At 66.6% G+C, this 18,659-nt stretch carries 19 protein-coding genes and 1 pseudogene; 18 read left to right on the forward strand and 2 right to left on the reverse strand.

The window, feature by feature from the left end:
- Positions 1 to 235: 235 nt before the first annotated feature.
- Entirely contained in the window at positions 236 to 1,282 is a 1,047-nt protein-coding gene (locus PGN25_06505) for an IS110 family transposase (GenBank protein ID MEH3117252.1), read from the reverse strand.
- A gap of 197 nt (positions 1,283 to 1,479) precedes the next feature.
- On the opposite strand from PGN25_06505, the gene PGN25_06510 reads away from it, so the two are divergent.
- From PGN25_06510 to PGN25_06550, 9 genes and pseudogenes are all read left to right on the forward strand, one after another.
- On the forward strand, positions 1,480 to 2,643 hold the full coding sequence (locus PGN25_06510) for a DNA cytosine methyltransferase (protein MEH3117253.1): 1,164 nt from the start codon (positions 1,480 to 1,482) through the stop codon (positions 2,641 to 2,643).
- On the forward strand, positions 2,640 to 3,158 hold the full coding sequence (locus PGN25_06515; protein MEH3117254.1) for a DUF2840 domain-containing protein: 519 nt from the start codon (positions 2,640 to 2,642) through the stop codon (positions 3,156 to 3,158). The genes PGN25_06510 and PGN25_06515 overlap by 4 nt, the downstream gene beginning before the upstream one ends.
- Complete coding sequence (locus tag PGN25_06520; protein MEH3117255.1) at positions 3,155 to 3,700, forward strand: S26 family signal peptidase; 546 nt, start codon at positions 3,155 to 3,157, stop codon at positions 3,698 to 3,700. Before PGN25_06515 ends, PGN25_06520 begins: the two co-directional genes overlap by 4 nt.
- 44 nt (positions 3,701 to 3,744) lie before the next feature.
- The gene (locus PGN25_06525) at positions 3,745 to 4,080 is read left to right on the forward strand and encodes a DUF736 domain-containing protein (GenBank protein ID MEH3117256.1); all 336 of its coding nucleotides are present in this window, start codon (positions 3,745 to 3,747) and stop codon (positions 4,078 to 4,080) included.
- A 4-nt stretch (positions 4,081 to 4,084) separates the two neighbouring features.
- Entirely contained in the window at positions 4,085 to 4,780 is a 696-nt protein-coding gene (locus PGN25_06530) for a lytic transglycosylase domain-containing protein (protein ID MEH3117257.1), read from the forward strand.
- 280 nt (positions 4,781 to 5,060) lie between these two features.
- Entirely contained in the window at positions 5,061 to 7,112 is a 2,052-nt protein-coding gene (locus PGN25_06535) for a DUF3363 domain-containing protein (GenBank protein ID MEH3117258.1), read from the forward strand.
- A gap of 1,861 nt (positions 7,113 to 8,973) precedes the next feature.
- The gene (locus tag PGN25_06540) at positions 8,974 to 9,291 is read left to right on the forward strand and encodes an antibiotic biosynthesis monooxygenase (protein MEH3117259.1); all 318 of its coding nucleotides are present in this window, start codon (positions 8,974 to 8,976) and stop codon (positions 9,289 to 9,291) included.
- Between the two features lie 12 nt (positions 9,292 to 9,303).
- Positions 9,304 to 9,528 (forward strand): annotated as a pseudogene (locus tag PGN25_06545) (LysR family transcriptional regulator).
- Between the two features lie 18 nt (positions 9,529 to 9,546).
- Positions 9,547 to 10,242, forward strand: coding sequence for a LysR family substrate-binding domain-containing protein (locus PGN25_06550; protein ID MEH3117260.1), 696 nt, complete (start codon positions 9,547 to 9,549; stop codon positions 10,240 to 10,242).
- On the opposite strand, the gene PGN25_06555 is transcribed toward PGN25_06550, so the two are convergent.
- Positions 10,234 to 10,446 (reverse strand): helix-turn-helix transcriptional regulator, encoded by a 213-nt coding sequence (locus PGN25_06555; protein ID MEH3117261.1) that lies wholly within the window; start codon positions 10,444 to 10,446, stop codon positions 10,234 to 10,236. The two genes, PGN25_06550 and PGN25_06555, sit on opposite strands and share 9 nt — an antisense overlap.
- A 107-nt stretch (positions 10,447 to 10,553) precedes the next feature.
- Between PGN25_06555 and PGN25_06560 the strand changes: the two genes are divergently transcribed.
- The 9 genes from PGN25_06560 to trbK-alt all read left to right on the forward strand — a co-directional run bounded on the left by PGN25_06560 (position 10,554) and on the right by trbK-alt (position 18,658).
- Positions 10,554 to 10,847 (forward strand): DUF2285 domain-containing protein, encoded by a 294-nt coding sequence (locus PGN25_06560; GenBank protein ID MEH3117262.1) that lies wholly within the window; start codon positions 10,554 to 10,556, stop codon positions 10,845 to 10,847.
- A 108-nt stretch (positions 10,848 to 10,955) separates the two neighbouring features.
- Complete coding sequence (locus PGN25_06565) at positions 10,956 to 12,947, forward strand: conjugal transfer protein TraG (protein ID MEH3117263.1); 1,992 nt, start codon at positions 10,956 to 10,958, stop codon at positions 12,945 to 12,947.
- 12 nt (positions 12,948 to 12,959) lie between these two features.
- Entirely contained in the window at positions 12,960 to 13,394 is a 435-nt protein-coding gene (locus PGN25_06570) for a ribbon-helix-helix domain-containing protein (GenBank protein ID MEH3117264.1), read from the forward strand.
- 168 nt (positions 13,395 to 13,562) lie between these two features.
- A complete protein-coding gene (trbB, locus tag PGN25_06575) occupies positions 13,563 to 14,567 on the forward strand; it encodes a P-type conjugative transfer ATPase TrbB (protein MEH3117265.1) in 1,005 nt (334 codons plus the stop codon).
- The gene (locus PGN25_06580; protein MEH3117266.1) at positions 14,564 to 14,896 is read left to right on the forward strand and encodes a TrbC/VirB2 family protein; all 333 of its coding nucleotides are present in this window, start codon (positions 14,564 to 14,566) and stop codon (positions 14,894 to 14,896) included. Before trbB ends, PGN25_06580 begins: the two co-directional genes overlap by 4 nt.
- Positions 14,896 to 15,171: a VirB3 family type IV secretion system protein gene (locus PGN25_06585; protein ID MEH3117267.1), complete on the forward strand. Its 276-nt coding sequence runs from the start codon at positions 14,896 to 14,898 to the stop codon at positions 15,169 to 15,171. Before PGN25_06580 ends, PGN25_06585 begins: the two co-directional genes overlap by 1 nt.
- 12 nt (positions 15,172 to 15,183) lie before the next feature.
- On the forward strand, positions 15,184 to 17,622 hold the full coding sequence (gene trbE, locus PGN25_06590) for a conjugal transfer protein TrbE (protein MEH3117268.1): 2,439 nt from the start codon (positions 15,184 to 15,186) through the stop codon (positions 17,620 to 17,622).
- Entirely contained in the window at positions 17,619 to 18,380 is a 762-nt protein-coding gene (trbJ, locus tag PGN25_06595) for a P-type conjugative transfer protein TrbJ (protein ID MEH3117269.1), read from the forward strand. The genes trbE and trbJ overlap by 4 nt, the downstream gene beginning before the upstream one ends.
- Before the next feature lie 8 nt (positions 18,381 to 18,388).
- Entirely contained in the window at positions 18,389 to 18,658 is a 270-nt protein-coding gene (gene trbK-alt, locus PGN25_06600) for a putative entry exclusion protein TrbK-alt (protein ID MEH3117270.1), read from the forward strand.
- Position 18,659: the final 1 nt, after the last annotated feature.

Below are 18,659 nucleotides of genomic sequence, written 5' to 3' on the forward strand. Positions count from 1 at the left end.
CATGTCTCTCCGAGGAGCACTCGCTAATATCCGTGGTCGGCATGATGTCCGCCACATTCCGGGATCTGGAGACCAGGCGGTCAGGCTAACAAGCGCCGTGCGATCAGGCCCGAAGGCCGCCGGCAACTCTAATTTCGATCTCGCCCGTGTCCCCGTCTCCTCAGGAGACGCCGCTCCGCCGTGGCGGAACCCGGTGACGCGCCGGAAGGGTCCGGCCGGATCGCCTACGCCGCCGTCACGCGCGGGCGATCCGGCCGCCCCGCAGGCCGACGCCGTATCGGAAGGTCGACCCGTCGACCCAGATCTTGTGCAGCAGCACGGCCAGGGCGCGCGCGACCGCCGTCGCGGCCTTCTTCAGCCCCTTCTTCTTCAGGAGCCGCAGCCCCCACAGCCGCAGCTTGAAGTTTTTGGGGATGCGCGTGAGGATGGCGATCGCCGCCTCGTAGAGCATAGCCCGCGTCAGGTCGTCGCCGCATTTGGAGATCCGCCCCGACCGGTCGGTCTCGCCCGACTGGTAGCGTCGCGGCGTCAGCCCGAAGTGGGCGCCGACGGTCATGGATTTCCGGAAGCGGCCGGGATCGTCGACGGTGGCCCGGAAGGTCAGCGCCACGATCGCGCCGACGCCCGGCACCGTCATCATCCGCCGCACCGCCGGATCGGCGCGCGCCGCCCCCAGCGCCAGCCGGTGCAGCCGGGCGAACTGGAGCCGCATGGCGGCGCGGGCGACCAGCAGCGGCTCGACGATCCGCTCGAGATCGTCCGCGCCGGCCAGCAGCTCGCGTACCCGCGCCTCGAAGCGCCCGGTCGAGACCGCCCCGACCTTCAGCCCGAACGGCCGGATCAGGCCGCGGATCATGTTCTCCATGTCGAGCACCTTGCCGAGCAGCGCCTTGCGCCCGCCGAGCAGCACGCGCAGCGCCTGCGCCTCGCGCGACTTGACATGCACCGCCCGGAACCAGCCCGTGCGCATGAGTTGCGCGATCCCGCGCGCATCGTTGCGGTCGGTCTTGTTGATCATCGCGGCCAGCGCCGCCTTGGTGTGGCGTGTCTCGATGCAGGTCACCGGCAGCCCCTTCTCGTCGAGCGCGGCATGCAGCCAGGCACTGAACGAGAAGGCCTCCAGGCCGACGCGCTTCAGTGCCACGCCCCACTCGGCCAGGAACAGCTCGATCGCGTCGGGATCGCTCGGCAGCTTCCCCTCCCGGACGACCTTGCCGTCGCCGTTCACCACGCACACGCTCGTCGCCTCCAGCGACACGTCCAGTCCCGCGTAGTAGTCCATTTCATGCCTCCGTCGCCGATCCCGGCGACGCACCGCGCACCGCCTCCTACGATCGCTTCCCAACGGCATCATCGCCACAGCCACCACCTTGGCGAGAGAGCACAGGTCAGTACCCCGGCTAACAAAGAAGCTAACTCGATTGCTGTCGCGCGCACGCGCGGGCGGCACGGTGCCGGTGCCGTCGAAGGGCGCGAACCATGATGCACGCGCTCGACCTGTTCAGCGCGGCGGCGGGCGGCTGGACGCTCGGCCTGCACCGCGCCGGCTTCCTCACCGTCGCCGCCTGCGAGATCGTCGAATGGCGCCGCATCCTCTACGCGGAAAACAATCCCCATGTCCGCCTCTACGAGGATATCCGCGACCTCGACGCAGCTCGACTTGTTTCCGACCTCGGATACCTGCCCGACATCGTCGTCGGCAGTCCGCCCTGCCAGGATATCTCGGTCGCCAACGTCAAGGGGCGCGGGATCGACGGCGAGCGGTCGCGGCTCTACCTCGAAGGCGTCCGGCTGGTCGGAGACTGCCGCCCTCGCTGGTTCGCTTTTGAGAACAGCGCTCATCTCAGAACTCGCGGCGCGGACCGACTGCTCGATGCGCTGGCGGCGCTCGGCTACGCCTGCGAACCATGCGTGGTGGGTGCTGGAGACCTCGGCGCCAATCACGAGCGCAAGCGATCCTGGCTCGTCGGCTTCGACCCCGACCAGCTCGTCGCCCGCGCTGCTGGCGACGCCGCGGCGTTCGGATGCGGACCGCGGTGGCCGGGGCGACGTGCTCAGCCAGATCATGGGCCATGCCAGCCGCCACGCCGGGATGCTGCCGACGCCGGTGAAGCCGAAAGGCGGTCGCCGGTTGAGCCGGCAGGAGATCGAAACCGGCAAGCGTTCGAACGGCGCGAAGGCGCAGATCGACACGCCGAACCTGCTCCGCCACGCGGCGGAGATGCTGCCGACGCCGACCAAGCGCGACCGGCGGATGGACGCATGGTCGCCGGCCTACGACCGTCGCAAGTCGCCGACGATGGACGCGGTGCTCGACGGCGCGATGACCGGCCGCGCGCCGGACCGATGGACCTACGCCCGGTCGATCGCGGCGTTGCTGAAGGACCACGGGCTGACTGGAGCCTCGCGGACCTTGCCCGTCACCTACGGCTGGATGATGGGCTATCCGCCGGGCTGGCTGACGCGCGCGTTAAGCTCGGCGATGGACGCCGGCCGGCTGCCGCCGGCCTGATCGTCGAGGCGTTCGGCGACGCCGTCCTGCCGCAGATTCCCGAAGCCATCGGCCGCGCCATCCTGCGCACCGAAGCCGCGCTCGCCGCGGTGCTGGCGCGCTACGTCCACCATCGAGCAGACCATTCATGACCGCCGCAGCGATGCGCGCGGGCACGTTCGCCGTGCCGTCCGCGCGCCCCACCGACAACCTCACCCATGTCGAGCTGACGCATATCGAGAAGCGGGTGGAGAACTGGATCAGGTTCGGCCGGCACTTCGGCGAGCGGATCGTCGACCGCCGCCGCCGTGTCCTGTCGTTCCGGCCGGGCAGCGTCTTCGCCTTCGTCCGCTGGGCCGCCAACGACTTCGGCACGGTCGCCTCGCGCATCCACATCGTGCGCGCGATCGAACCGGGCGAGCCGTACCAGACGCTGCCGTTCGTTCTCCCCGGCGGCGACATCCTGCTGCACATCGAAGGCTGGCCGAAGGTCGAGCGGGTGCTCCGGCACATCGACACGGTGGAAGCCGCCGGCATCGATCCGTGCGACGTAGCGCCCGATCACTGGCGGCACGTTCATAACCGCATCGCGACCGGCGAAGAGCCGCGCGCCTACACCGCCGAACGGCACCGGGCATGGCTCAAGCGCCGGGGGATCGAGCGATGAGCCGCCGCGGCTATGTCGTGACGGCTGCCGTCGCCAGCCTGTCGCTCGCCGTGATGGGCGCGGTCGAGGTGACGCCGCGCCTGCTGTGGAATGCCTCCGCCAGCGTGCCGGTCGGCCTCTATGCGCTGCGTCCGACCGGGCGGCTGGCGATCGGCGATCTGGTCGCGGTCACGCCGCCGACGCCGCTCGCCTGGTTCCTCGCCACGCGACACTATCTGCCGCTCGACACGCCGCTGATGAAGCGGGTGATGGGGCTTCCCGGCCAGCGCGTGTGTCGCGTCGGGAACACCGTCACCATCGACGCCGTGCCGCTCGGCGACGCGCTCGACCACGACCGGCGCGGTCGTCCGCTGCCGGTCTGGCGAAGCTGCCGGCGCATCGCCGCTGGCGAGGTCTTCCTGATGAACCCGTCCGTGCCGGACAGCCTCGACGGACGCTACTTCGGCCCGCTGCCCGTCGCCACGGTCATCGGTACGGCAACGCCGCTCTACACCGACGAGGCGGGCGACGGTCGCTTCGTCTGGCGCGCGGCGACACGCTGACCGTCGCCACTCAACCATCCCAGCAACGACCAGAGGGGTTTACCATGCCGCAGATCGGCACCTTCACGCGCACATCCACTGGCTTCGCCGGCCGCATCCGCACGCTGTCCTTCGACGCCGAGTTCGCCATCGTGCCGGCCGAGCCGACCGACGCCGAGAACGCGCCCGACTACCGCGTCCATCTCGGCGATGCGGACGGCCCGGAGGTCGGCGCCGGCTGGACCCGCACCTGCGAGCGTGCGGGCGAGTTCATCGCGATCGTGCTCGACGATCCCGTCTTCCTCGCGCCGATCCGGGCGCGGCTGTTCCGCGACGCCGATGACGATACGGCATGGTCGCTGCATTGGAACCGGCTGCCGCGCCGCGGCGAGCGGGACTGATCCGATGCGCACGATCGTCCTCAGCACCGCGGCTGCACTGCTCGCAGGCATCGCCACGGCAGCGCCGATCTTCCCGGCCGGCGCGCAGACTTCACGGCCCGTCCGCGCAACACCGGTCGATCCCTATGCTGGGCACATCGCGGAGGCGTCGCGGCGCTTCGGCATTCCGGCGGCATGGATCAGGGCGATCATGCGCGCAGAGAGCGCAGGCGATCCGCGAGCGGTATCGAACGCCGGGGCGATCGGTCTGATGCAGGTGATGCCGGCGACATGGGCAGACCTGCGCGTCCGTCACCGCCTCGGTGCCGACCCCTACGATCCGCGCGACAGCATCCTCGCCGGCACCGCCTATCTGCACGAGCTGCACGACCGCTACGGCAGCGTCGTCGCCATGCTCGCGGCCTACAATGCCGGTCCCGGTCGCTACGAGGCGTCGCTCGCCGGCCGTCCTTTGCCGAGTGAAACGCACGCCTACATCGCCGCCATCGCGCCGGACATCGACGGTGGCAAAGCGGCCGGACCTATCATTGTCGCAGCGGCCGATCCGTTGGCCTGGACGCGCGCTCCGCTGTTCGTTGCGCCATCGTCGCGCCCATCCGCTGTCGATCCGGCGACGGGCGGGAGCGATGATGCTGCCGTGCAAGCGTCGCGCGAAGAGAGCCTCTTCGTCGCATCGGCCGCGCAGGTGCCGAGGCCGTGACGGGCGGGATCGGCAGCGTCGCTGGCGCCTTGGGATTTGAGAGCCGGCAGGTGGAAACGGCAGAGAAAGGGGCAGGAAGGGGGAAGCAGGCAGAGGGCAAGATTAAACGAACCGGCACCCTATGGGTCCGGTTCTGGGGTCAAGCCCTTGTCTGCACACTGTTCGGAGCGGCACCGTCTCCGGGCCGTCATGGTGCCGCGGGGCGCGCCAAACCCAGCATCCGCGCCGTTTCTAGTGGCACCATGCGGCGAACCCGGCAGCGTCGGGCGGATCGGCGGTCATGAGCGATGACGACGATGGCCGCTTCCGCCCAAGACCCGGCCGCGTTCGCTCGGACGCGCCGAAGGTCGGTCGGGCGAAGAGCTTCCTCAGCCAGGTGCGCAAGGTCACGCGCCAGCAGCAGGCAGCATCCGGCCGAGGCCGATCGGCGAAGAGCGGCAGCTCCGGCCGCAGCCCCAACGGCAAGAACCTCGTCGCTTCCGGTCGAGGCGTCCAACGCGGGCGCGGTGCCGCCTTCGTCCGCGCCCGCAACCTGTCGAACGGCTGGAGTCATCGCCAGTCCGGCAGCCGCCGTGTCGTCGTGAAGGTGCGTCACGTCCGCCCCGCAGGGCGCAACGGCAAGGGCGCCGCGCACCTGCGCTACATCCAGCGCGACGGCACGTCCCGCGACGGCGAGCGCGGCCGGCTTTATTCGGCCGGCGACGATCGTGCCGATGGCGACGCCTTCCTTGATCGCGGCGCAGACGATCGTCACCAGTTCCGCTTCATCGTCTCGCCGGAGGACGCCGCCGACCTCGCCGACCTGACCGGCTACACCCGCGAGTTGATGGCGCAGGTCGAGGCCGATCTCGGCACGAAGCTGGACTGGGTCGCGGTGGACCATCACAACACCGGCCACCCGCATACCCATGTCATCGTCAACGGTCGCGACGAGCACGGGCAGGATCTAGTAGTCAACGGCGACTATCTATCGGCCGGCATCCGCGAACGGGCAAGTGAACTGGCGACGCTGGAACTTGGTCCTGTCACCGAGATCGAGCAGCGCCGCAAGCTGACCGCCGAGATCGACCAGGACCGGCTCACCCGCGTCGACCGCGCGATGATCGTGGAAAGCCAGGATCGCATCATCGACCTGCGCCATGAGCCACGAGACCTGCACGGCCAATCCGACCGCACCCTGCGCCTCCGGCGGCTTGGCAAGCTCGGCGACATGGGCCTCGCCACGGAGCAGGCGTCGGGCGTCTGGGAACTGAGTGAGCGGCTGGAGCCGACGCTGCGCGAGATGGGCGAGCGCGGCGATATTCTCCGCACCATGCAGAAGGCACTGCGGGCCGAGGGCGCCGAGCGCGATCCGCTGACCTTCGCAATCCACGACGCCGCACCTGCAACACCGATCGTCGGCCGCGTTCTCGACAAGCATCTCGCCGACGAGCTGGGCGAGAACCTGACGCTGGTGATCGACGGGATCGACGGGCGGGCGCACCACGTCTCCGGCATCGAACCAGCCCGCGTCGAGGACGCCCGCATCGGCAGCATCGTCGAGATCGGGCCGGTGGAGAACGCGGTCCGCCCGGCCGACCGCGCCATCGCCGGCATGGCCGAGGACGGCATCTACCGGCCGAGCCGCCATTTGGAGCAGGCGCGGTTCGATGGCCGCGTGCCGGGCGGCGACTACGAAGGCTTCGTCGACGCCCATGTTCGGCGGCTGGAGGCTTTGCGCCGTGCCGGGATCGTCGAGCGTCTCGACGTCGACCATTGGCGCATCCCCGGCGACTTCGAGGCGCGCGCCGCCGCCCACGATGCGAGCCGCAACGCCCGCGCCAACATCCGCATCTTCTCGACCTTCGACCTCGAACGGCAGATCGGCTCGGACGGCGCCACCTGGCTCGACCGGCGGCTGGTCGGCGCAGGCATGTCCGACCTGTCGCAGGCCGGGTTCGGCGATCAGGTGCGCCAGGCGATGGAGCGACGACGCGAAACCCTGATCGGGCGGGGCGACGCCACCTGCCAGCAGGACGGCGGAATGACCTACCGGCGAAACTTGATCGCCGTGCTTCAAGAACGGGAGGTAGCTGGCACGGGTGCGACGCTGGCCGCTAGGAAGGCGATGCCTTTCCGTGCCGTCGCCGATGGCGAGACGGTCAGCGGCACGTTCACCGGAACCGTCCAGCTATCGAGCGGCAAGTTCGCCATCGTGGAGAAGAGCCACGAGTTCACGCTCGTCCTGTGGCGCCCAGTCATTGATCGTCAGCTCGGGCGCGAGGTGTCTGGGATTGCGCAGGGCGGCTCGGTGTCGTGGCAGATTGGGCGGCAGCGGGGACTTGGAATTTGACGACAGCTGGTCTCGTAGCCGCCGCTGTTTCTCAACCTCGTGAATGCCCAGGATTTGCTCAGCAAGAAAGTCGATCAACAAACGGGCGCGAGCAATCTCAACCCGCTCTAGGACAATCAGCATCCTAAATTGAACGGATGGGCAGAGGCAATCCGTAAGAACAGCTTCACTCCTTCCATCGGGCGTTAGTCGTCGGTAATTCATTGCCACCAATCCGCCACCATAACGGGAGATCCTATGACAGTGCGGATCGAATATTTCGTACCGCGACTAAAGCGGCCTCTACATCCTGAGGAGCCGCTTTTTCAGAGAGTCTGCGGTTCCAGGGGATTCTCGCATCTGTCGCTTTCTTGTATACTTCAATACCTTTCAGAGTAGGTATAACGTGCGGCGCGCGTAGATGACGTGGGTTAGCCGCCATCTCCAAAAAACCAACATCTATTAGTTCATTTACAACTCGGCGTACCGATTGGCGCGATTGACCTAATGATCGTGCAATGTCTGCCATCGTAATACGGTCCTGTGTGTTCGCCACAGTGCCCAGGACTTGCCATCGTGCGCTCGTCAAGCCGAGCGGGCCTACCAACGAATCTCCTGCTGCGATGAGTCGGCCATGCAATCGCAATATCTCGAATATCAGCTCGCCTGTTTTTGATTCGTGCTCGTCCGCCATTCCATGTCGATACAGGATTGACAGCATACTGTCCATATTCATATTGGCAGCATGTTGTCAGATGGAATGGTTGGGACCGAATGCTGGGGTCGGTGCACATACGGGAATTCGAGCCGTGCCTTGGCTCATCATGGCGTAACAGGCGCAATGAAATTCTACCAAGGCTGAGCTCATTCAGCCACGCGCCTGGATGTATCTGGCAGGAAAACGGACTAACGGGCCGTGAGTTGGATGAAGCCATTCGACACTGGGTCAGGTTCGATTTTTCAGCATTTGAGCGCAGCTTGGCAGCCCTCGAACACTACACCGCTATAATATCCGAACAGAATATACACTTCGTACATGTCCGTAGTAACAAATCTAACGCCATACCCGTCCTGCTTCTCCATGGATGGCCCGGGTCGTTTCTCGATACTGCAAATATAGCAAATTCCTTGAGTGAATTGGATAGTGCAGCACTCGGCTTTGATTGCATATGCCCGTCACTCCCAGGATTTGCCTTCTCAACACCTCTACATAAGTCTCCGACGATAGGATTTATCACTGATATGCTGCTTGATCTAATGGCAGCTATTGGGCACGATCATTTTTACATTCATGGCGGGGATTGGGGCTCGGTGCTCGCACAGTCTCTAGCCGCCCGATCACCAGAACGCGTGCGAGGTATACACCTCACCTTTCTCCCTACGCCGCCCCCCGACTCGGTTACATTTAGCGGTGAAGACGAAGAAAGGGCAAAGCTTATGCGCTTTTACATGAAGCAACGCGCACCATATTGGCTCGTCCAATCGGACACTCCTGACAGCCTAGGATTAGCTCTAAACGACTCACCGGTTGGACTCCTTTCGTGGCTGGGAGACCGTTTTCTCCGTTGGAACGACGGGTACCTGCCGATACCTTTTCGGGCTCTTATTGAAACCGCCACACTTTACTGGTGCACTACCTGTGCCGGCACTTCGGCGCACATCTATCATGCAAACCGCAGGATGGATCGCTTATCGCTTCCGGCAACCCCGGTCGGCGTGGCCGTTATGCCGCGCGACCTTGTATTGCCCATCAGAGCCTTGGCTGAACGGCGCTTTAATATCCACAGGTGGACCGAATTCGAAAAAGGTGGCCACTTTCCTGGCTTCGAGGTTCCCCAGCTCACGGCCAATGACCTCAAAACCTTCATAGGGGATATAGAAAATGCTTGGTGACTACTTCATCCACCGGATCGATAAATTCAGAATTCCCGAAGAGAAACTCGAGAAGTTCGTTGCAGAGGTATCCGAAACACACCGCGCTATCGGCGCTATTGAGGGATGCGTTCGCAATGAAGTGCTGATCAAAGCGTCGGGCAATGGGCAGTACAACGTGGTAACTCATGTGGTCTGGCGAGACCAGGACTGCTTAAAATCCGCGATCCTACATATGAAAGGTTACCATGATCGCCACGGCGGAAAGCCGGCGTTGCCGATAGGCGCGGTCGAGGACCGTGCGGTCTACCGCTCAATTCCAGTATGATGCCGCAATGAAATGCGTCGAGCAAAGAAATTACAGGATAACGCTCGACATTGGCGCGGCCGAATATCGCTTACTTCCCTGATACAAACTTTGGCTGTCGCAGAGTTCCTAAATTTCCGTCACGCCGCTAACGCTCTGGGAGTTACACAGTCGAGCGTCAGTGCCCGCATTAAAGGGTTGGAAGACGTACTTGAAATCCCACTGTTCGAACGGCGCCATCGAGGTGTCCGGCTAACTGAGGCAGGGCGTAAATTCGTGGCCGAGGTGTCGGCCAGCATTGAGCAGCTAGACTATGCGGTGCGCACGGTCGGAGCGGTTTCGCACGGCGTCGAAGGAAGCATTGGTATCGGGCTTCACAGCCCTATTGTCAGCGGCTTCCTCGCTGACCTTCGACGACGCTTCCGAGCCAGCTATCCGATGATCGAGCAAGCGATCATAGAAGGCCGGTCGTCGGAAATTGTTGCGCTGGTTCGCGAGGGCAAGTTGGACGTGGCCTTCGTAGCCGGTGCGATACGGGCGCCTGATTGCCATACGCGACAGTTATGGAGCGAGCGGATGGTGATTGCTCTGCCGGCAGATCATCTTCTCTCCGGCAGGCAATCTCTTGTATGGCTTGACGTTGCGAACGAGAGGTTCCTCATCCGCCATGGTGGCATGGGACCTCAAATTTTCGACCATGTTGTGCGTCGGGTCAGCGAGTGCGATCAGCTCCCGCATATACGTCGCTGCGACGTTGGGCGAGATACGTTAATGGGTATGGTAGCGGCTGGTGACGGGATCACCCTCACAACCGAAGCGGTGACGCATATTCCGTTTCCAGGTATTGTTTTCCGTTTAATCGAAGATGAGACCGAGCCGGCACAGTTTAGCGCGGTGTGGTCCCCGCATAACCGCAGCCCTACGCTCAAACATCTGCTCGACATCGCTACGGAAATAGGCCGGTCAGCGTGACCTCGTAACAAGTTTGGCGGGCTCAACACTTAGCGCCTCTGCTATCTGCCCCAGCACTGTGACACTCGCCGACACGTCCGCGCGTTCGATCGCGCCGATGTAGCGCGCGCTCAGCCCAGCACGGTCCGCCAGCTCCTCCTGCGTCATCTCCCTGTCATGACGCATCCGACGCAGGTTGGTCGCCATGACCTCCTTGAGGTCCATGACCGGCGAGGAACCAGCGCAGGAACGATCGTTCTAGGAATGATCGTTCCGATTCGTAGCGATGTGCTATACACGGTCACTTCCGAGCGGTGGATGCGAGGTGGACTATGCGGGCGCGGCCCGAACTCGACCCGGATGTGGACGATCTGGCGCCGGCAGCGCCGGAGATCACGGATTATGACGAAGCCCATTTCGTCACCTACATGCGCCTGCTCGACGCCGAGGCGGATCGGGCCGACTGGATGGAGGTGGCGCGGGTCGTGTTGCATCGCGATCCGGCAGTCCCGACGACCCAGGCCTGTTGGGAAAGCCATCTCGCGCGGGCGCGGTGGATGACGCACACCGGCTACCGCCATCTGCTCGAACGTGCGGCCTTCGAAGCCCGATCCCGCCCGCATTGACCGTCCCTTTTCTTCGCTAAAGTATCCGGCAGCCCGATCGCCGGCGATTTCCGTTGCCCGTGCCGAAGACGTGCATTCTCTGATCGGCTCCCTTTCGACGGAGCCGGTATGCGCGGAGGCCAGATACTCTGGGGGCAGGTCGCCCTCGTTCTCGCGATCGTGGTCGCCACCACTTGGGGGGCGACGCAATGGACCGCTTGGCGCCTCGGTTTCCAGCCCCAGCTCGGAACGCCGTGGTTCGAAGTGGCAGGCTGGCAGGTCTATCATCCGCCGCTCTTCTTCTGGTGGTGGTACTTCTACGACGCCTATGCGCCCGCGATCTTCGTCGAAGGTGCGCTCATCGCCGCGTCTGGCGGCTTCGTCTCGATCGCGGTGGCGATCGGCCTGTCGATGTGGCGGGCGAAGGAGGCGAAGAACGTCGCCACCTACGGCTCCGCGCGTTGGGCATCCCCAGAGGAGGTGAAGGCGGCGGGGCTGCTCGGCTCGGACGGCGTGCTGCTGGGGCGACTCGACAGGGACTATCTTCGTCACGACGGCCCCGAGCATGTCCTGTGCTTCGCGCCGACCCGTAGCGGCAAGGGCGTCGGCCTCGTCGTGCCGACGCTGTTGACCTGGCCGGGCAGCGTCATCGTCCACGACATCAAGGGTGAGAACTGGACGCTGACCGCCGGCTTCCGCGCACAGCATGGCCGCGTGCTGCTGTTCGATCCCACCGACGCGGCGTCCTCGGCCTACAACCCGCTGCTGGAGGTGCGCCGCGGCGACATGGAGGTCCGCGACGTCCAGAACATCGCCGACATCCTCGTCGATCCCGAAGGCGCGCTCGACAAGCGTAACCATTGGGAAAAGACCAGCCACTCGCTGCTGGTCGGGGCGATCCTCCAAGTTCTCTATGCCGAGCCCGACAAGACGCTGGCCGGCGTCGCCAGCTTTCTCTCCGACCCGAAGCGCCCGGTCGAGGCGACGCTGCGCGCGATGATGTCGACACCGCACCTCGGCGAAGCCGGCGTCCATCCGGTCATCGCCTCGTCGGCACGCGAGCTGCTGAACAAGTCCGACAACGAGCGCTCGGGGGTGCTGTCGACCGCCATGTCGTTCCTCGGCCTCTACCGCGATCCGGTGGTGGCGAAGGTAACGGCGCGGTGTGACTGGCGCATCGCCGATCTAGTGGCGGGCAAGCGCCCGGTCAGCCTCTACCTCGTCGTGCCGCCGTCCGACATCGCCCGCACGAAGCCGCTGATCCGCCTGATCCTCAATCAGGTCGGCCGGCGGCTGACCGAGGAGCTGAACGGAGCGGCCAAGCGCCACCGCCTGCTGCTGATGCTCGACGAGTTTCCGGCGCTCGGCCGGCTCGACTTCTTCGAGAGCGCGCTGGCCTTCATGGCGGGTTACGGCATCAAGAGCTTCCTGATCGCGCAGAGCCTCAACCAGATCGAGAAGGCCTACGGCGCGAACAACAGCGTGCTCGACAACTGCCACGTCCGCGTCGCCTTCGCCACGAACGACGAGCGCACCGCCAAGCGCGTATCCGACGCGCTCGGCACCGCGACCGAGATGCGCGACTCCACGAACTACGCCGGCCACCGGCTGTCGCCGTGGCTGGGACATCTCATGGTGTCCCGGCAGGAGACGGCGCGACCACTGCTAACGCCCGGCGAGGTGATGCAGCTTCCGCCCGCGGACGAGCTGCTGCTGGTCGCGGGCGTGCCGCCGATCCGGGCGAAGAAGGCGCGCTACTACGAGGATGCCCGGTTTCGCGAACGGTTGCTGCCCCCGCCCAAGCCGGCGGAACCGAAGCGCCCGGCGGCGGCACCGGCAGACGACTGGTCGGCGCTGGCGATCCCGACGCCCGCAACAGGATCGGTGGAGAGCAGTGCCGATGGCAGCACCACCGATCCGGCCAATGCCGGCATCCGCCGCGAGCCGGAATTGCCGGAGCAGGAGGAGATCGCTCCGCCGGAGCGCCCGGCCGTCAACGAGTTCGACGTGCTCGACGACGACCCGGACGTGGACGCCGCCAAGGCGCGCAGTCCGCGCAGCCAGATCACGTCGGTCGCGCGGCAGGCGTCGATGGACCCGGCCGATGGCGTCGAGCTTTGAGGAGGAACGGCCATGCCGACCAAGACCCGCATGAACGTCTACTTCGACCCGGACTTGCTGAAGAAGGTCGAGGCGATGGCACTCCGCCGCAACGTATCGAAGTCAGCCGTCGTCGAAGCCGCCGTCGCCTCCTTCCTGTCGGCAGACGCATCGGAACGGCTGGAGGCGGTGTTCGCGCGCCGCATGGACCGGATCGGTCGCCAGATCGACGGCATGGACGAAGACCTCGCCATCGTCGGCGAGACGCTGTCGCTGTTCATCCGCTTCTGGCTGACCGTCACCCCGCCGCTGCCCGACAGCGCGCAGGCATCAGCGCGGGCGAAGGGCAGCGAGCGGTTCGAGGGCTTCCTGCAAACGCTCGGCCGGCGGCTGGCGACCGGCGATCGGTTCCTGAAGGAGCTGTCGCGCGACGTCGACTCGCGTCGCGACGGCACCGCTACCGAGTAGATACCGAACTGCACCGCACACCGGAGCACGATCGTTCCCGCCGATTACCGCCGTTTCTTCGCCATGCCCGCACGGCGTTCGATACCTGTTGAAACGGCCAAGTTTCAGGCTCTCTTACTCGACCCCGTTCGGGACCGCTGATGCTGCCCCGGCTGACACGGGGATCGAATGGCGGGGACGCAGCACAATCCGGAAGGTCTGGCACGCGGCGCGCGGATGCTGCGCACGGCGCTCGGCCCAGCCATCGCCCGGCTTCTGGAAGACCCCGCCGTCGTCGAGGTGATGCTGAACCCGGACGGGCGCATCTGGATCGACCGGCTGTCCGAGGGGATGGCCAACACAGGCGAGCGGTTGTCGCCGGCCGATGGCGAACGCATCGTCCGCCTCGTCGCCCACCATGTCGGCGCGGAGGTCCATGCCGGCGCGCCGCGTGTCTCGGCCGAGCTGCCCGAGACGGGGGAGCGGTTCGAGGGACTGCTGCCGCCCGTCGTCGCCGCGCCGGCCTTCGCCATCCGCAAGCCTGCGGTCGCCGTCTTCACGCTCGACGACTATGTCGCGGCCGGCATCATGTCCGCCGCGCAGGCCGAGGTGCTGCGCGAGGGCGTCGCGTTCCGTGCCAACATCCTCGTGGCGGGCGGCACTTCGACCGGCAAGACCACGCTGACCAACGCGCTGCTGGCCGAGGTCGCGAAGTCCGCCGACCGCGTCGTTATCATCGAGGACACGCGCGAGCTGCAATGCGCCGCGCCCAATCTCGTCGCCATGCGCACGAAGGACGGGGTCGCATCGCTCTCCGATCTCGTCCGCTCCAGCTTGCGCCTGCGCCCCGACCGCATCCCGATCGGCGAGGTGCGCGGCCCCGAGGCGCTCGCCCTCCTCAAGGCATGGGGCACCGGCCATCCCGGCGGCATCGGCACGATCCACGCCGGCAGCGCCATCGGCGCGCTGCGGCGGATGGAGCAGCTCATCCAGGAAGCCGTCGTCACCGTGCCCCGCGCGCTGATCGCCGAGACGATCGACCTCGTCGCCGTCCTCGCCGGACGTGGTTCGAAGCGCCGCCTCACTGAGCTCGCCCGCGTCGAAGGGCTCGGCTCCGACGGCGACTACCGCGTCGTCATCGCCGATCAACCGGCGGCCTCGCTTACCCTCACCAGCACAGGAGACCGACCATGACCTCTCGCCTTAGCCTTGCCCGCCACCGCTTCGAGACCGCGGTGGCCGTCGCCGTCATCACACTGATGACCGCGCCCGCCGCCCACGCCTCCGGCTCGTCGATGCCGTGGGAAGCGCCGCTCCAGTCGATCCTGAAGTCGATCGAAGGTCCGGTCGCCAAGATCGTCGCGGTCATCGTCATCATCTCGACGGGTCTCGCGCTGGCATTCGGCGACACGTCCGGCGGCTTCCGCCGTCTCATCCAGATCGTGTTCGGCCTGTCGATCGCGTTCGCGGCGTCGAGCTTCTTCCTGTCGTTCTTCTCGTTCGGCGGCGGAGCGCTGGTCTGATGGCCGGCGATCCTGCCGGCGAGGTGCCGGGCTTCGCCGTACCCGTCCACCGCGCGCTGACTGAGCATATCCTGCTCGGCGGCGCGCCGCGCGGTCTCGCCATCCTCAACGGCACGCTGGCGGCGGCGCTCGGCCTCGGGTTGCGGCTGTGGCTGGTCGGCCTCGCCGTTTGGGCGGTCGGGCATGTCGCCGCGATGTGGGCGGCGAAGCGCGACCCGATGTTCGTCGATGTCGTGCGCCGCCATCTGCGCATCCCCGGCCACCTGTCGGTCTGAGGGCGCACCACCATGATGCTCCTCACCGAATATCGCCGCACCGCCACGCGTCTCGCCGACTTCCTGCCGTGGGCGGCGCTGGTCGGCTTCGGTGTCGTCCTCAACAAGGACGGCAGCTTCCAGCGCACCGCGCGGTTTCGCGGTCCCGACCTCGACAGCGCCGTGCCCGCCGAGCTGGTCGCTGTCGCCGGTCGGCTCAACAACGCCTTCCGCCGGCTGGGGAGCGGCTGGGCGATCTTCGTCGAGGCGCAGCGCCATCCCGCAGCGACCTATCCGGCCAGCCTCTTCCCCGATCCCGCGTCCGCGCTGGTCGAGGCCGAGCGCAAGGCGAACTTCGAGGAGGCCGGCAGCCATTTCGAGTCCAGCTACTTCCTGACCTTCACCTTCCTGCCGCCCGCCGAGGATGCGGCGCGCGCCGAAGGCTGGCTCTACGAAGGCCGTGAACGCGCGGGCATCGACCCGCACGAGGTGGTCGCCGGGTTCGTCGACCGCACCGACCGCGTGCTGCGGCTGGTCGAGACCTTCATGCCGGCGTGCCGCTGGCTGGATGACGCGGAGACGCTCACCTACCTCCACGCCTGCGTGTCGACGCACCGGCACCGCGTCCGCGTGCCCGAGACGCCGATGTATCTCGACGCGCTGCTCGCCGACCAGCCGCTCACCGGCGGGCTGGAGCCGATGCTAGGCACTGCGCATCTGCGCGTCCTCACCATCACCGGCTTCCCGACCGCGACGACACCCGGACTGCTCGACGAACTGAACCGGCTGGCCTTCCCGTATCGCTGGTCCACCCGCGCGATCCTGCTCGACAAGACCGACGCGACCAGGCTGCTGACGAAGATCAGGCGGCAGTGGTTCGCCAAGCGCAAGTCGGTCGCCGCCATCCTCAAGGAGGTGATGACCAACGAGCAATCGGTGCTGGTCGACACCGATGCCTCGAACAAGGCGGCGGACGCTGACCTCGCCCTTCAGGAACTCGGCGCCGATTACGCCGGCATCGCCTACGTCACCGCGACCATCACAGTCTGGGACGCCGACCCGCGCGTGGCCGACGAGAAGCTGCGGCTGGTCGAGAAGGTCGTGCAGGGTCGCGACTTCACCGCGATGGCCGAGACGATCAACGCGGTGGATGCCTGGCTCGGCAGCCTGCCCGGGCACGTCTACGCCAACGTCCGGCAGCCGCCAGTCTCGACGCTCAACCTCGCGCACATGATCCCGCTGTCGGCGGTATGGGCGGGACCGGAGCGGGACGAGCATTTCGACGCGCCGCCCTTGCTCTACGGCCGGACCGAAGGCTCGACCCCGTTCCGGCTGTCGCTCCACGTCGGTGACGTCGGCCACACGCTCGTCGTCGGCCCGACCGGCGCTGGCAAGTCGGTGCTGCTCGCGCTCATGGCGTTGCAGTTCCGCCGGTATGCAGGCGCACAGGTGTTCGCCTTCGATTTCGGTGGGAGCATCCGTGCTGCCGCGCTGGCGATGGGTGGCGACTGGCACGATCTCGGCGGCGGGCTGACCGAGGGCAGCGACGCCAGCGTGTCGCTCCAGCCCCTCGCGCGCATCGAACAGACCGCAAAGCGCGCCTGGGCGGCCGACTGGCTCGTCGCGATCCTGACGCGCGAAGGCGTGCCGATCACGCCGGAGGTGAAGGAGCACATTTGGACGGCGCTGTCGTCGCTGGCATCGGCGCCGGTCGAGGAACGGACGATCACCGGCCTCGCCGTGCTGCTCCAGTCGAACGACCTCAAGCAGGCGCTGCGGCCCTATTGCGTCGGCGGCGCGTGGGGCCGGCTGCTCGACGCAGAAGCCGAGCATCTCGGCAGCGCGAGCGTCCAGGCATTCGAGACCGAGGGGCTGATCGGCGCCGACGCGGCTCCCGCCGTGCTCGCCTATCTCTTTCATCGCATCGAGGATCGGCTCGACGGATCGCCGACGCTCATCATCGTCGACGAAGGCTGGCTGGCGCTCGACGACGAAGGGTTCGCCGGGCAACTCCGCGAGTGGCTCAAGACGCTGCGCAAGAAGAACGCCAGCGTGGTGTTCGCTACGCAGTCGCTGAGCGACATCGACGGATCGGCCATCGCCCCCGCGATCATCGAGAGCTGCCAGACCCGGCTGCTCTTGCCGAACGAACGCGCGATCGAGCCGCAGATCACCGCCATCTACCGGCGGTTCGGGCTGAACGACCGTCAGATCGAAATCCTCGCACGGGCGACACCCAAGCGCGACTATTACTGCCAGTCGCGCCGCGGTAACCGGCTGTTCGAGCTGGGGCTGTCCGACGTGGCGCTGGCGCTATGCGCCGCCTCCTCGCGCACCGACCAGCAAGCCATCGCCGCGATCCTCGCCGAGCACGGCCGCGCAGGCTTCCTCGCCGAATGGCTGCGCCACCGTGGCGTCGGCTGGGCCGCCGACCTCATTCCCGACCTCACCAACCTGGAGACACCATCATGACCCTGCGCCGTCCGCGCGCGGCGCTCGTCGCCGCAACCATCCTGTCCGTGCCGCTCGCCCTCTCATCGATGCTGGCAACGCCCGCCGCGGCACAGTGGACCGTGTTCGATCCGTCCAACTACGCGCAGAACGTTCTCCAAGCGGCGCGCACGCTCCAGCAGGTCAACCAGCAGATCACCTCGCTCCAGAACGAGGCGACGATGCTGGTCAACCAGGCGCGCAACCTCGCCAGCCTGCCGTACTCCTCGCTTCAGCAGCTCCAGCAGAACGTCCGCCGGACGCAGGCGCTGCTCCAGCAGGCGCAGAACATCGCCTTCGACGTGCGGTCGATCGACCAGGCGTTCCAGCGCCAGTACGGCAACGTGTCGATGTCGGCGTCCGACCGGCAGCTCGTGACCGATGCGCGGAGCCGCTGGCAGAACACGGTCGGCGGGTTGCAGGACGCCATGCGCGTCCAGGCCGGCGTCGTCGGCAACATCGACAGCAACCGCGCGGAGATGGCGAACCTCGTCACCCGCAGCCAGGGCGCGACCGGCGCGCTTCAGGCGACGCAGGCCGGCAACCAGCTCCTCGCGCTCCAGGCGCAGCAGCTCGCCGACCTCACCGCGATGATGGCGGCGAACGGCCGCGCGCAGGCGCTGTCCGACGCCGAGCGCGCCGCGGCGGCCGAGCAGGGTCGCGAGCAGCGCCGCCGCTTCCTCGCGCCGGGCACCGGCTACCAGCCCGGCAACGCCCGCATGTTCAACCCCGGCAACTGAGGCACGTCATGGAGGGGAAGACGCTCGCCCGGATCGGTGCGGCGATGTTCGCCGGCATCGCCATCACCGCCGCCGCGATCGAGATGACGCGCGAGGAGAAGCCGGTCGTGCCGGTCACGGTCGAGGTGTCGACCGGGCCGGTTGACCCGTTGCGCGAGGCCTTGGCGCGCTGCCGGCTCATGGGTGAGGCGGCGACGCGCGACCCCGGATGCCTGAAGACGTGGGCCGATAACCGCGCCCGCTTTCTTGGCACGTCGCCCACTTCTGGAGCAGACTGAC

Origin of the sequence: Methylorubrum populi, from assembly GCA_036946625.1 — a bacterium.
GTDB classification, from domain to species: domain Bacteria; phylum Pseudomonadota; class Alphaproteobacteria; order Rhizobiales; family Beijerinckiaceae; genus Methylobacterium; species Methylobacterium populi_C.